We start from the raw sequence: 14,317 nt of genomic DNA on the forward strand, positions 1-14,317 counted from the left end.
ATCATGGTCCGATCCCAAGCCCTGGCGGCGTCGCTGCTGCTGTTCGCCACCACGGTCCAGGCCGCCGAGACGAAGACCGTCGAGACGCCGGCGGCCCTGGTCGGGCGTTTGTCCCTTGAGGAGAAGGCCGCCCAGCTGCAAAGCGCCGCGCCGCCGATCCCGCGGCTGGGAATCCGCGGTTACGAATGGTGGAATGAGGGCCTGCACGGCCTGGCTCGCAACGGTCCGGCCACGGTGTTCCCCCAGGCCATCGGTCTTGCCGCGACCTGGGATGAGGACCTGATGGGCCGGGTCGGGGAGGCGGTGTCGACCGAAGCTCGGGCCAAGTTCAACGCCGTCGGCGACCGCGATCCGGGCCGCTACGAGGGCCTGACCATCTGGTCGCCCAACATCAACATCTATCGCGACCCGCGCTGGGGACGGGGGCAGGAAACCTATGGCGAGGACCCGCACCTGACGGGAACCCTGGCCACGGCCTTCGTGCGCGGCATCCAGGGACCCGACCCCCAGCACCCCCGCGCCATCGCCACGCCCAAGCACTTTGCGGTCCATTCGGGCCCCGAGGCCGGCCGCCACGGCTTCGACGTCGATGTCTCGCCCCAGGACCTGGAAGCCACCTATCTGCCGGCCTTCCGCCAGGCGGTGGTCGAGGGCGGGGCGCGATCGGTGATGTGCGCCTACAACGCCATCCACGGCTTCCCGGCCTGCGCCTCGCCGCTGCTGCTGGACGAGACCCTGCGCCGGGATTGGGGGTTCAAGGGCTTCGTCGTCTCCGACTGCGACGCGGTCGACGACATGACCCAGTTCCACTATTTCCGCCTCGACAACGCCGCCTCATCGGCGGCGGCCCTGGCGGCCGGCGACGACCTGAACTGCGGCAACGCCTACGCTCAGCTGCCGGCGGCTGTGCGCCGGGGCGACCTCGACGAGGCCGTGCTCGACCGCGCCGTGGTCCGGCTGTTCGAGGCCCGCGCGGCGCTCGGCGCGCTGTTCGCGCCCGATCCGACCAATCCCTACGCCAAGCTGGGCGCTGATGCGGTGAATTCGCCGGCCCATCGAGCCCTGGCGCTGGAGGCGGCGCGCAAGTCGATCGTCCTGCTGAAGAACGACAAGAACCGCCTGCCGCTGGCGCCGACAGCCAGGATCGCCGTGATCGGGCCCGACGCCGACGCCCTGGAGGTGCTGGAGGCCAACTATCACGGCACGGCGGTCGACCCCGTGACGCCGCTGCAGGGCCTGCGGGCCCAGTGGGGCAAGGCCAATATCCGCTACGCCCAGGGCTCGACCGTGGCCGAGGGCGTGCCCGTCGCCGTGCCGGAGACCGCGCTGCGCACCGGCGTCGGCGCCGACGCGGTCCAAGGCCTGACCGGCGCCTATTTCGACGATCCGGCCCTGAGCGGCGCGCCGCGCGTGACCCGCACCGACCGGGTCGTCAATTTCGACTGGGACCGCGCCGCGCCGGCGCCGGGCCTGGATCCGGCCCGCTATGGCGTGCGCTGGACCGGCGCCCTGGTCCCGCCGGGACCGGGCCAGTACACCCTGGTCGTCGGCGTCGCCCGCTGCTTCGACTGCAAGGGCCACGATCCTGTCCGACTGTGGATCGACGACAGGTTGGTGGTCGACGACGACGGATCCGGCAAGGCGGTCGAGGCCGCGTTGACTTTCGCCGACACCCGTCCGCGCCGCATCCGCCTGGAGCTGTCGCATACCGGCGAGGACCAGGGCGTGCGCCTGCAATGGCGCGCCCCGGCCGCGCCGCAACTAGCCGAGGCCGTCAAGGCCGCCGGCCAGGCCGACGTGGTCGTGGCCGTGGTCGGGCTATCGCCCGACGTCGAGGGCGAGGCGTTGCAGGTCACGGTGCCGGGCTTCGACGGCGGCGACCGCACCGATATCGCGCTGCCCGCGCCGCAACGGCGCCTGCTGGAGACGCTGGCCGCCACCGGCAAGCCGCTGATCGTCGTCCTGACCTCGGGCGGGGCGGTCGAGCTGGACTGGGCCAAGACCCACGCCGACGCCATTCTGGCGGCGTGGTATCCGGGCCAGTCGGGCGGCGTCGCCCTGGCCGAGACCCTGGCGGGCCTGAACAATCCGTCCGGCCGCCTGCCGGTGACCTTCTACAAGTCGGCGCGCGACCTGCCGCCGCTGGTCGAGTACGCGATGAAGGGGCGGACCTATCGCTATTTCGAGGGCGAGCCGACCTATCCGTTCGGTTACGGCCTCAGCTACACGCGCTTCGACTACGGCGCGCCGACCCTCTCGACGTCGACCTTGAAGGCGGGCGACGAACTGATCGTCGAGGCCGAGGTGACCAATGTCGGCGCCCGGGCCGGCGACGAGGTGGCCCAGGCCTATCTGATCCCGCCCAAGCCCGCGGACTATCGGGGACGGCAGGCCGATCGGCTGCTGCTGCGCACCCTGGTCGGCTTCGACCGGGTCACCCTGAAGCCTGGCGAGCGGCGCAAGGTCCGCTTCACGCTGTCGCCCCGCGATCTTTCACAGGTCGCCCGCAACGGCGCGCGGGCGGTGGTTCCGGGCCAGTACACCCTGTTCGTCGGCGGGGGGCAGCCGGGTCAGGCTCCGGGTCACGAGGTGCGCTTCACGATTGAAGGTCAGCAGGAGCTTCCGCGATGAACCCTGGACTCTCCCGTCGCCAGGCGCTGCTGGCCGGTGCGGCCGCCGCCCTGGCCGCAACACCGGTGATGGCTGCGCCGTTCGTCTCGAACCGCCCGCCGCCCGAGGCTCGACGCTTCGTCAGTCCAGCGGTCGAGGCCCTGATCAAGCGCGTGAAGGCCAAGGTCGCTGACCCCGAGCTGGCCTGGCTGTTCGAGAACTGCTTTCCCAACACGCTGGACACCACCGTCTTCCTCGGCGAGGCGGGCGGCAAGCCCGACGCCTTCGTGATCACCGGCGACATCGACTGCATGTGGCTGCGGGATTCCTCGGCCCAGGTCTGGCCCTATCTGCCGCTGGCCGCCAAGGCCCCCGAACTGCGGACCCTGTTCCGCGGCGTGATCGGCAGGCAGGCCCGCTGCATCCTGATCGACCCCTACGCCAACGCCTACATGCACGACCCCGAGGCGCGCACGAATCTCAAGTGGTCGCAGCAGGATGTCACCGAGATGCGGCCGGGCGTCGCCGAGCGGAAGTGGGAGGTCGACAGCCTCTGCTACCCGATCCGCCTGGCCCACGGCTATTGGCGGGCGACCCGCGATCCGGCGCCGTTCGACGCCGAATGGCGTCAAGCCATGGCCGTGGTGGTGCGCACCTTCCGCGAGCAGCAGCGCAAGACCGGTCCCGGTCCCTACAGCTTCCAGCGGCCCAGCACCCTGGCGACGGAAACTCTGATGCTGGAAGGCAAGGGGGCGCCGACCCGCAAGGTCGGGCTGATCCACTCGATGTTCCGGCCGTCGGACGACGCCTGCGTCTATCCGTTCCTGATCCCGTCCAACCTGTTCGCCGCCGCGAGCCTGCGGCAGCTGGCCGAGCTGGCCACCGAGGTGCTGAACGACGCCGCCTTCGCCGCCGATTGCACGGCCTTCGCCGACGAGGTGACGGCGGCGTTGCAGGCCCACGGCCTGACCCGTGACGCCGACGGCCAGCCGGTCTGGGCGTTCGAAGTCGACGGGTTCGGCAATGCCGCCTTCATGGACGACGCCAACGCGCCGGGCCTGCTGAGCCTCGCCTATCTGGGCTGCGTGCCGCACGACGATCCGGTGTTCCGCCGCACCGCCCGCCTGGCCTGGAGCGAGCGCAATCCGTACTTCTTCAAGGGAACGGCGGCCGAGGGGATCGGCGGTCCCCATGCGGGCCTCGACCTGATCTGGCCGATGTCGATCATCATGCGGGCGCTGAACGCCCTGGCCGACGGCGACGACGCCACGGTCTTAACCTCTCTGCGGACCCTGAAGGCCACCCACGCCGGCAAGGGCTTCATGCACGAGGCCTTCCACAAGGACGACCCGTCCAACTTCACCCGTGACTGGTTCGCCTGGGCCAACACCCTGTTCGGCGAGCTGATCGTCGAGATCGCCGATCGCCGTCCCGCCTTGCTCGCCCGTTCCCTGGATCCGACCGCATGACCCAAGTTCCCACGATCGATCGCCGCGCCCTGATGGCCGGCGCGGGCCTTGCCGGGCTGGCCGCCGCCGCCCCGGCCTGTTCGGCGCCGCGCAAGCCGCTGTGCGACTTCGTCGACCCGTTCATCGGCACCGGCGGCCACGGTCACACCTATCCGGGCGCGACCCTGCCGTTCGGCATGGTCCAGCTGAGCCCGGACACCAGCAACAACGGCTGGGATTCCTGCTCGGGCTACCACCAGCAGGACGGCTCGATCATGGGTTTCTCGCACACCCACCTCAGCGGCACCGGCTGCGCCGACCTGCTGGACGTGTTGGTGGTCCCCGCCACCGGACCGGTGCTGCTGACCCCAGGCGAACCCGGCAAGCCCGACGACGGCTATCGGTCGCGCTACGACCGCGCCACCGAGCGCGCCTCTCCGGGCTACTACAGGGTCCGCCTCACCGACACGCGCATCGACGCCGAGCTGACCGTCACCGAGCGCGTCGGCCTGCACCGCTACACCTTTCCCAAGGGGGAGCCGGGCCATCTGCTGATCGACCTGCAGCACGGCCAGAAGGACTGGTGGGAGAAGTCGCCGGAGACCCGGGTCAAGAACGCCAGCCTGCGCCTGGTTGGCGACGACACCCTGGTGGGCGCGCGCCAGGTGTTCCAGTGGGCGCCCGGGCGATGGATCTATTTCGCCTTGAAGCTGTCGCGTCCGTTCAAGAGCGCCCAGCTCTATGCCGCCGACCAGCCGCTGGGCGCCGACACCCGCGAGGCCAAGGGCGAGAACCTCAAATGCGCCTTGCACTACCCGGACGCCGGCGAGGCGCCGTTGCTGGTCAAGGTCGGCCTGTCGGGCGTCGATATCGAGGGGGCGCTGTCCAATCTGCAGGCCGAGGTTCCCGGCTGGGATTTCGATGGCGTGCGGCGCTCGGCCCGGGCGACCTGGGAGAAAGCGCTGTCCTCGATCCGCATCGACGGCGCGCCCGAGACCGACGCAAAGATCTTCTACACCGGCCTCTATCACAGTCTGCTGGCGCCGACCCTGTTCAGCGACGTCGACGGCCGCTACCGGGGCATGGACCAGAAGGACCACAAGGTTCCCGCCGGTCGCCGCAACTACAGCACCTATTCGCTGTGGGACACTTATCGGACCCTGCATCCGCTGCTGACCCTGGTCCAGCCGGCCCGCGCGGCCGACGTGATCGCCGGTCTCGTGCCGATGGCCGAGGAGAGCCCCAAGGGACCGTCCGTCTGGCCGCTGCAGGGCATCGAGACCGGCACCATGAACGGCTGGCACGCCGCGGTTGTCCTGGCCGAGGCGCAGGGCAAGGAGCTGGGCGGCCTGGATCCGGTCCGCACCTGGAAGGCGTTCCGCAAGCGGGCCTTCGACGACGATGTGCTGGGCCTGGACTGGTACAAGCGCCTGGGCTTCATCCCGGTCGACGAGGTCATGGAAGGCGCCAGCCGCACGCTGGAATACGCCTATGACGACTGGGCCATGGCGCACCTCGCCGCCGCGGCCGGCGCCCATGACGACGCCAAGGCCCTGCTGGAGCGCTCGCGGAACTACCGCAACCAGTTCGACGCCTCGACCCAGTTCATGCGGCCGCGCAACGCCGACGGATCCTGGGTGACGCCGTTCGAGCCACGCGCCATCGGCCACATGGAGAAGTGGCGCGACTTCACCGAGGCCAACGCCTGGCAGGCGACGTTCCTGACCCAGCACGACCTCTACGCCTACATGGACCTGTTCGGCGGCGAGAAGGGGCTGGAGGCCAAGCTCGACGCGCTGTTCACCGCCAGTTCGGAAATGCCGCCGGGCTCGCCGCCCGACATCGCCGGCCTGGTCGGCCAGTACGCCCACGGCAACGAGCCGTGCCACCACGTGGCCTATCTCTACGCCTATTGCGGCGCGCACCATAAGACCCAGGCCCAGGTCCGGATGCTGCTCAAGAGCCAGTACCAGGCCAAGCCGGACGGCCTGTCGGGCAACGAGGACTGCGGCCAGATGAGCGCCTGGTACGTGATGAGCGCCCTGGGCCTTTATCCGGTCGACCCGGTCATGGGTGCCTATGTGTTCGGCTCGCCATTGTTCCCCCGCGCTGAGATCGCGGTGGGCGAGGGGCGCAAGCTGGTGATCGAAGCCCACGGCGTCGCGCCGGACCGCTTCTACATCCAGTCGGCGACCTGGAACGGCGCGGCGCACGATCGCTGCTGGATCGGCCATGACGAGCTGGCCAAGGGCGGGCGGCTGGTGTTCCAGATGGGCGAGCGACCGAACCCGGCGTTCGGCGCGGCCCGGTCGTCGCGTCCGCCCTCGGCGCCGAAGTTCGCGTGAAGCCGCGCCGCCGCCTCGCGCTGGGATTGGCCGTCCTGGCCGCCGGCGTGGCCGCGGCGGCGCGGGCCGAGGACCTGACGCAGGCGCGGCTGGTCGAGACCGGGGCGGAGTCGGCGCCGGCCGCGCGGTTCCTCGCCGAGGAAATCGCCGCGCGCATGGGGGGGGCATGGGGCGCGAGTTCGAAGCTGAATGCGCCCCTGGTCGTGGTGGCGCGACCCGCTGCGATCGAGGGGCTGCTGCCGCCGGCCCTGCGAGCAGCGTGGCGAGCCCGCCCCGCCGGGAGCGCGGCCCGGACGCCGGAGGGGTTCTCGGTGCGAAGCTTGCGCGCCGGATCGCGGAGGGCGGTGGTCGTCGCGGCGGAAACGCCACGCGGCCGTCTGTTCGGCGTCGGCTGGCTGCTGCGCAAGCTGGAGATGGAGCCGGGCAGGGTGGCCGCGCCCGACGCCCTGGCCATCGACACCGCCCCAGCCCAGGCCGTGCGCGGCGTGCAGATCGGCTATCGCTTCAAGAACAACAGCTACGACGCCTGGACGCTGGCGATGTTCGAGCGCCGGGTGCGCGACATCGCGATCTTCGGCGGCAACACGATCCAGGTCATCGCGCCGGTGTCGGACGACGCGGCGGCCAGCCCGCTGTTCCCGGCCCCGCCGCTGGAGACGATCGTCGGCCTGTCGACCCTGGCCGACCGCTACGGCTTGGATTTCGCGCTGTACTATCCAGAGTTGGCCAAGGACTATGGCGACCCGACCGCCGTGGCGGCGGAGCTGAAGGCCTTCGAGGCCTTGGTCCGCCGGCTGCCGAAGGTCGACGCGCTGTACGTGCCGGGCGGCGACCCCGGCCACACCCCGCCGGATAGGCTGTTTCCGCTGGTCGAGCAGGAGGCGCGGATCCTGGCGCGCATCCATCCGGGGGCCAGGGTCTGGCTGTCGGCGCAAGGTTTCGACCAGACGGAAAGCCAGGCCTTCTACGCCCAGCTGGAGCGCGAGCCCGACTGGCTGACCGGCGTGTTCTTCGGGCCGCAGACCCGCGATCCCGTGGCCGTGCAGCGTCGACGGATCCCGGCGCGCTATCCGATCCAGGTCTATCCCGACATCGGCCACACGATGCACGCCCAGTTTCCGGTTCCGGAGTGGGACCCCGCCTTCGCGATCACCGAGGGGCGCGAGCCGATCAATCCGCGTCCGCTGGGGCAGGCCACGATCTTCCGCCACTTCGCGGCGCTGAACACCGGAGCGGTGACCTATTCGGAAGGGGTCAACGACGACGTCAACATGGCGCTGTGGTTCCAGCTGGGCTGGTCGCCGCAAGTCGCCCCACGTGAGGTGTTGGAGGACTACGCCCGGGTGTTTCTGGGCGTGCGCCTTGGCGATCAGTCCAGCAACCGGTTCGCCGATGGGGTGATGGCCCTGGAACGCAACTGGTCGGGCAAGGCGGCCGACAATGCCGGCATCGACGCCACCCTGGCCCTGTTCGACGGCCTGGAGCGCAGCGCTTCGCCGATCCAGCGCGCCAACTGGCGGTTCGAGTCCGCGCTCTATCGGGCGGTCTACGACGCCTGGGTCCGGGCGCGATCGCGGGCCGAGGCGGCGCGGCAAGCCGCGGCGATGACGGTGCTCGCCCAGGCCCCTACGATTGGGGCGGACGCCGCCATGGCCCAGGCCGAACACGCCCTGGCCGAACCGGACACGGCGGAGGCCCTGGCGCTGCGCGGCCGGCTGTTCGACCTCGCGGGACGGCTCTACGTCCATGCCGGCCTGCAGCTCAGCGTCCAGCGCTACGGCGCCTCGGCGATCGAGCGCGGCGCCAATCTGGACCGGGTTGACGCCTCGCTGAACGACCGGGTCTGGCTGACGCGCCAGTTCGCCGACATCCGGGCGCTCCCGGACGAAGCCCAGCGTCGGGCTCGCCTGGCCGAGATCGCCGACGCGCCAATGACCAGGCAAGGAGCCTTGTACGACGACCTGGGCGATCCCGATCGTGAACCGCACCTGGTGCGCGGCGCGGGCTTCGGCCGCGATCCCCAACTGCTGGACAGCGCCATCGACGGGATCGCCGACAAGATCCCCGACGACGGCTGGCGCGGCGCTTGGACGACCTATGCCGAAACGCTCTACGACCGTCCGATCACCCTGGTCTATCGCGACCTCGATCCGAAGCGGACCTGGCGGCTGCGCGCCACCTACGCCGGCGAGGACTACCAGCTGCCCATGCGCCTGACCGCCAATGGCGTCGAGCTTCATCCGCCGCTGTCCCGCGCCACCAACCCGATGACGATTGAGCTGGCCATTCCGCCCGAGGCGACGCGGTCGGGCGCGCTGCGTCTGGACTGGACCCGCCCACCCGGCGTCGGCGGCGGCGGCCGCGGCCACCAGGTGGCCGAGGTTTGGCTGATCCCCGATCCCGTTTCCTCTTCCCCGTCTCACTGACCGGAGCCTTGTCAATGCGCCCCGAACTTCACCTGTCCCGCCGTCGCCTGATGCTGGCCGGCGCCGCCGCCTCGGCCTTGCCCGGAGTAGTCTTCGCGGCCGGCTTGGCCCCCTACGGCGCGACGCCGTCGGCCCGGCAACTGGCCTGGCATGGCCTGGAGACCTACGGCTTCGTCCACTTCTCGATCAACACCTTCACCGATCGCGAATGGGGCTATGGCGATGAGTCGCCGGCCCTGTTCAACCCGACCGATTTCAGCGCCGACCAGATCGTCGCCGCCGCCAAGGCCGGCGGACTGAAGGCCCTGATCCTGACGGCCAAGCACCATGACGGCTTCTGCCTGTGGCCTAGCCGCTTCACCGAGCACAGCATCAAGAACAGCCCCTACAAGGGCGGCAAGGGCGACATCGTCCGCGAGATGTCCGAAGCCTGCGCGCGCGGGGGGCTAAAGTTCGGCCTCTACCTGTCGCCGTGGGATCGCAACCACGCCGACTACGGCCGGCCGGAATACGTCACCTACTATCGCAACCAGCTGCGCGAGCTGCTGACCCAGTACGGCACGCTGTTCGAGGTCTGGTTCGACGGCGCGAACGGCGGCGACGGCTATTACGGCGGGGCCCGCGAGGTGCGGAAGATCGGGCCCAACTACTACAACTGGCCGTCGATCATCACCTTCGTCCACGAGCTCCAGCCCATGGCCGTGACCTTCGATCCCAAGGGCGCCGACCTGCGCTGGGTCGGCAACGAGAGGGGGTTCGCCGGCGACCCCTGCTGGGCGACCATGGATGACGGGCCCTATACCGAGGCCAAGGGCATGAGCGGCGTGCGCGGCGGTTCGGTCTGGTGGCCGGCCGAGGTGGACGTGTCGATCCGCCCGGGCTGGTTCTGGCACGCCTACGAGGACGCCGAGGTGAAGTCCGCCGGACGGCTGCAGAAGATCTATTTCGAGTCCGTCGGACGGGGGGCGAACCTGCTGCTCAACCTGCCGCCGGACCGCCGGGGCCGCATCCCGGACGAGGACGTCGCCGCCCTGACCGCCTGGGGCAAGGCCCGGCGCGAACTGTTCGCCCGCAATCTCGCCGACGGGAGCAGGGCCCGGGCCAGCAACGCCCGCGCCGGTCACGCCGCCGCCAACGTGCTGGACGGCGTGCGCGACACCTACTGGGCATGCGACGACGACGCGACGCCGCCGGAACTGACCCTGACCTTGCCGCAGGCGCGGACCTTCGACGTCGTGCGCCTGCGCGAGCATCTGCCGCTGGGCCTGCGGGTGACCGAGTTCGCCCTGGACGTCTGGGACGGTGACTGGCGCGAGATCGCCCGCCATCAAGGGATCGGGGCGCAGCGGCTGGTGCGGCTGGCCGCCCCCGTCACGACGCGCAAGCTGCGCCTGCGGGTGCTGGACGCTCCGGCCGGCCCGGCGATCAGCGAGATCAGCCTGTTCCGGCAGCCGGTGCTGGTCGATCCGCCGGCCATCCAGCGCGACCGTGAGGGCCTGGTGTCGATCATCGGCGACGCGCCGGGACTGGAGCTGCGCTATACGGTGGACGGCTCCTCGCCGACCCGCGAGGCCCTGCGCTTTACCGCACCGTTCCCTCTGTCCGAGGGCGGGCAGGTCAGAGCCGTCGCCATCGAGCCGGCCAGCGGCGTGACCAGCGCGCCGGCGAGGCGGGCCTTCGACGTGCGGAAATCCGACTGGCGCATCGCTGAGGCCAGCGCCCCCGGCGCCGAAGCGCTGATCGACGACGAGCGCGGCACCGTCTGGCGAGCGCCGGTCCCGGCGGTCGTGGTGCTGGACCTGGGCCGAGCCCGGTCGCTTGCCGGTTTTACGTTGCAGCCAGCCTGGGATCGTCCCCAGGGCGCCGGGGCGCCGGCGGGCTATCGGGTCGCGACCAGCGCCGATGGCGTCGCCTGGACCGCGGCGGGCGAGGGCGAGTTCCCCAACATCGCCGCCAGCCTGGCGCCTCAGCGCGTGACCTTCGCCCGTCGGGAGGGGCGGTATCTGAAACTGGAAGTGACGCGGGCGGCGGCGGGCGAGGCGCAGGTCGCGTTCGCCGAGCTGGGAGTCATTACCTTGGACGGCGCGTAAACCTGCCTGACGTGTTTCTTCACGCGAACCGGTTCCGGCTCGCGTGAAGAAATGGCTTGCAGAGACGCTTGCTGACGCCAGGGTCTCGAGGTTCGAGGCGAAGCACGAGCCGCGCCGTCCCGGGACGGCGCTGCTCGCTCACATCAGAAGTTGTATTGCAGGCTGACGTTCACCGCCCGGCCCAGCGGATCATAGAGACCCGTATAGGTGTTGGGGTTGTTGGTGGTGCCGTCGACGAAGGTCGCGGGGACGACCGGCGGCGACTTGTCGAACAGGTTGTTGATCGAGATCCGCGCCGTCATGTCCTTGACCACCATCACCGACGCCGCCAGGTCGAAATAGCTGTAGGCCTTCATCTTGGTCAGGATCTTGTAGCCTTGAGGACCGGCGCCGCCGTTGAGGGCGTTGTCGGTGCTGTTGGCCGAAAGCTTGGTGTCGCCGATATAGCGCCAAGCCAGCGAGATATTGCTGTTGCGCCACGGCGTGCTCCAGGTGGCGCGCGCGTTATGCGCCCACTTGGGGGCCGGGGCGTAGCAGCTGGGCTGGCCGTAATAGCCCGCGCAGTCCTGAGCTGGCGTGGTCGGCGAGTCCTGGCCCATGCTGCTGTCCAGCAGCGTGCCGACCATGTTCAGGTCCATGCGGCCGTACTTGCCGATGTCGAAGTTGTAATCGGCCTGGATGTCGGTGGCCTTGTAGTTGAGGATGTTGGTGTTCTCGGTGCCGCCGGAGATGAAGCCGGTGGTCGTCGACGTGCCGTCCAGGCGGCCGGTGGTCGGGTCGCGCTTGACGAAGCGGCAGTAGTACTGGAGGCCGGTGGTCAGGCAGTTCGACAGGGCGACATTGGCGTCGATATAGCCGATGAAGTCCTTGATCTTGATGTCGACGTGGTCGATCGAGAACATCAGGCCGGGCACGAACGACGGCGTGTAGACCAGGCCCAGGGTCTGGGTGATCGCCTTTTCGGGCAGGAGATTGATGTTGCCGCCGCCGGCGTAGCGGCGACAGCCGTTCGGCCCGCAATCGGCGATGGACTTGTTGGCGTACTGCGCGGCCGTCACGCCGGTGTTGGCGCACTGGGCCGCCGTCGCCGCGCCCGGCTGGCTGAGCGAGGTCGCCGAGCAGGGATCGACGCCGTTGTAGCTGAAGTTCCGCGGCGAATAGAGTTCGGAAATGTTGGGCGCGCGGGCGGCGGAGTTGTAGCTGAACCGCACCAGCAGGTCGCTGACCGGACGATACAGGCCCTCGACCTTGGAGGTGTAGAGTTCCTTTTTCTGGTTGTCGTACTTGGACGCCCGGATGCCGGTGTTGAACACCAGGCTCTTGACGAAGGGCAGGTCGTTGGCGATCGGCAGCTGGGCTTCGCCGTACAGTTCCTTGACGCCGTAGTGGCCGCCCGTGGTGCTGAACCAGCCCTCATAGTCGACGGTGGCCTGGTCGGCGTTGACCTTCAGGCTTTCACGGCGGTACTCGGCGCCCAGGGCGACGGCGACGCCTTCCTTGGCCCACGGGCTCTTGATCCCGTACTGGCCCAGATCGCCAGTGATGTTGGCCGTCACGTCCCGTTGTTCGACGACATTGGTCCAGCGGTAGTTGTCGTAGACGTAAGGATAGACCTTGGGGTCGATCTTGTTGGCCTGGAAGATGTTGGCGGCGACGCAGTTGGTGTCGGTCTTGTCGACCACCGACTGACAGGTCGGCGCGCCGCCGACGCTGACGACGTTCACGGCGCGGGCGAAGCGGTCGGGGTTGATCTCGTTGCGGTCGGACAGGGTGTTCTCGACGCGCGAGGCGATGAAGTTGACGTCGTAGTGCCAGCCGTCGAACAGGTCGCCCTTCAGCCCGCCGCTGAAGCGGTAGTCGGCGTTCACGATGCGGTTCTGGACGGGAATGCTGCCGGGACCCTGCTGCAACAGGTAGTAGTCGGCGCTGACCGTGCTGGCCGTGCCGGCCGAGGCGCCGCACAGGCTCTGGGCCTGGCTGGCGGACAGGAACGGGTTGTTGCAATTGATGTCGAGGGTCTGGCCGTAGGCGCCGGACTGCTGCTCGACCGACACGTCGCGCATCACCAGCAGGTTGGCGTAGGCTTCGAGCGCGTCGTTGAAGTGATAGTTGGCGAACAGGCCGCCGGTGAACCGCTTGTCGGAGCGGATGAAGTTCCAGTCCTTGCGGGTGTTGCTGGCGTAGTCGGCGGCGTTGGCCGTCGACACGAAGCTCTGGCTGCCGTCCTTGTTGATGAAGTAGCCGTTGCCGGCGTTCGGCCCGCTGGCGATGTCGAGGCGGCCCCACGGCGTGTAGCTGGTGTTGACCGAGCACGACAGCGCGGTGGTGCTGCCCGCCACGCGGCACGACGAATAGTCGCGCGCGCTCCACTTGACCGGGTTCTGGTCGCGATAGTCGGCGAAGATGCTGATGTTGCCCTTGTCATCCGCGAAGTTCTTGCCGGCCGCGAAGTTGATGTCCCAGCGGCCGCCGTCGGTCACGTGCTTTGAGGGCAGCGGGAAATTCGGATACTGCGAGATCAGCCCGCGCATGGCGGTGTCGTCGTTGGTGTGCTGGAAGAAGCTGTAGGAGGCGTTGACCTGCACGCCGTCGAACTTCTTGTTCAGCACGAAGTTCACGACGCCGGCCACGGCGTCGGAGCCGTAGGTCGAGGAGGCGCCGCCCGACAGGACGTCGACGCGCGAGATCAGGGCCACCGGCACGATGTTGAGGTCGATCGCCTGGACGGGCAGCAGGCGCTCGCCGTCCAGGAGCACCAGGGTGCGCTGGTTGCCCAGTCGGCGCAGGTTCACCTTGGCCTGGCCGCCATTGTCGAAGCCGGCGCCGAACTGGTTGTTGTCGGGGCGGACCTGCGGCAGACGGTTGAGCGCGTCCTCGATGTTCAGCACGCCCTGGAACTGCAGTTCCTGCTTGTCCATGGTCACGATCGGCGCGGCCGACTGGACGTTCGGGCGGCGGATGCGGGTGCCGGTCACGATGACCGCGTCGACGGTATTGTCCTTGTCGGCCTTCACCTCGGACTGCTGGGCATGTGCGGCCTGGGAGAAGGCCAGGGTCGACACGGCGATGGACGCCATGAGACCCGCTTTGAACCGGTCAGATCTGCCAATCATCTAGATTATCCCCTAGGCGCGGGTGAATTCCCGGCGTCCCCTAGAGGTCAAGACGGACGCCCGGCGCCGTTCCTTGGGTCGGTTGACGAAATTATGTGATTTTCGCGACAATCGTGGTTGGTCGCCTTTCGGGCCGGTCCGGCGTCGTCGATGTCGATGGGCGGCTGCCTCCTCAAAGGGCAGGCGGCCGGAAAGGGGATGGCGACTGTGTTCTTGACTCGCCGCCGCCTCAGGTCGCCCCTAGTAGGCGCAGCTTGCTCAGAGTCGCCATTCCAATGATCGATC

General features: G+C 69.2%; 6 protein-coding genes. 5 read left to right on the forward strand and 1 reads right to left on the reverse strand.

Annotation, left to right across the window (positions count from 1 at the left end; translation table 11 throughout):
* Positions 1-3 precede the first annotated feature (3 nt).
* Genes EV278_RS03740 through EV278_RS03760 form a run of 5 tightly spaced genes read left to right on the forward strand, consistent with a single transcriptional unit; the run spans position 4 to position 10,919 of the window.
* Positions 4-2,631: a glycoside hydrolase family 3 protein gene (locus tag EV278_RS03740; protein ID WP_243692066.1), complete on the forward strand. Its 2,628-nt coding sequence runs from the start codon at positions 4-6 to the stop codon at positions 2,629-2,631.
* Complete coding sequence (locus EV278_RS03745) at positions 2,628-4,079, forward strand: glycoside hydrolase family 125 protein (protein ID WP_132086789.1); 1,452 nt, start codon at positions 2,628-2,630, stop codon at positions 4,077-4,079. The genes EV278_RS03740 and EV278_RS03745 overlap by 4 nt, the downstream gene beginning before the upstream one ends.
* On the forward strand, positions 4,076-6,403 hold the full coding sequence (locus tag EV278_RS03750; protein ID WP_243692067.1) for a GH92 family glycosyl hydrolase: 2,328 nt from the start codon (positions 4,076-4,078) through the stop codon (positions 6,401-6,403). The genes EV278_RS03745 and EV278_RS03750 overlap by 4 nt, the downstream gene beginning before the upstream one ends.
* Entirely contained in the window at positions 6,400-8,829 is a 2,430-nt protein-coding gene (locus EV278_RS03755; protein ID WP_243692068.1) for a hypothetical protein, read from the forward strand. The genes EV278_RS03750 and EV278_RS03755 overlap by 4 nt, the downstream gene beginning before the upstream one ends.
* A 14-nt stretch (positions 8,830-8,843) precedes the next feature.
* Complete coding sequence (locus tag EV278_RS03760) at positions 8,844-10,919, forward strand: alpha-L-fucosidase (protein WP_132086791.1); 2,076 nt, start codon at positions 8,844-8,846, stop codon at positions 10,917-10,919.
* Positions 10,920-11,062: 143 nt separating this feature from the next.
* On the opposite strand, the gene EV278_RS03765 is transcribed toward EV278_RS03760, so the two are convergent.
* Positions 11,063-13,996 (reverse strand): TonB-dependent receptor plug domain-containing protein, encoded by a 2,934-nt coding sequence (locus EV278_RS03765; RefSeq protein ID WP_132086793.1) that lies wholly within the window; start codon positions 13,994-13,996, stop codon positions 11,063-11,065.
* Between the last annotated feature and the right edge of the window lie 321 nt (positions 13,997-14,317).

This window comes from Caulobacter sp. BK020 (assembly GCF_004342605.1).
Classification (GTDB): Bacteria; Pseudomonadota; Alphaproteobacteria; order Caulobacterales; family Caulobacteraceae; genus Caulobacter.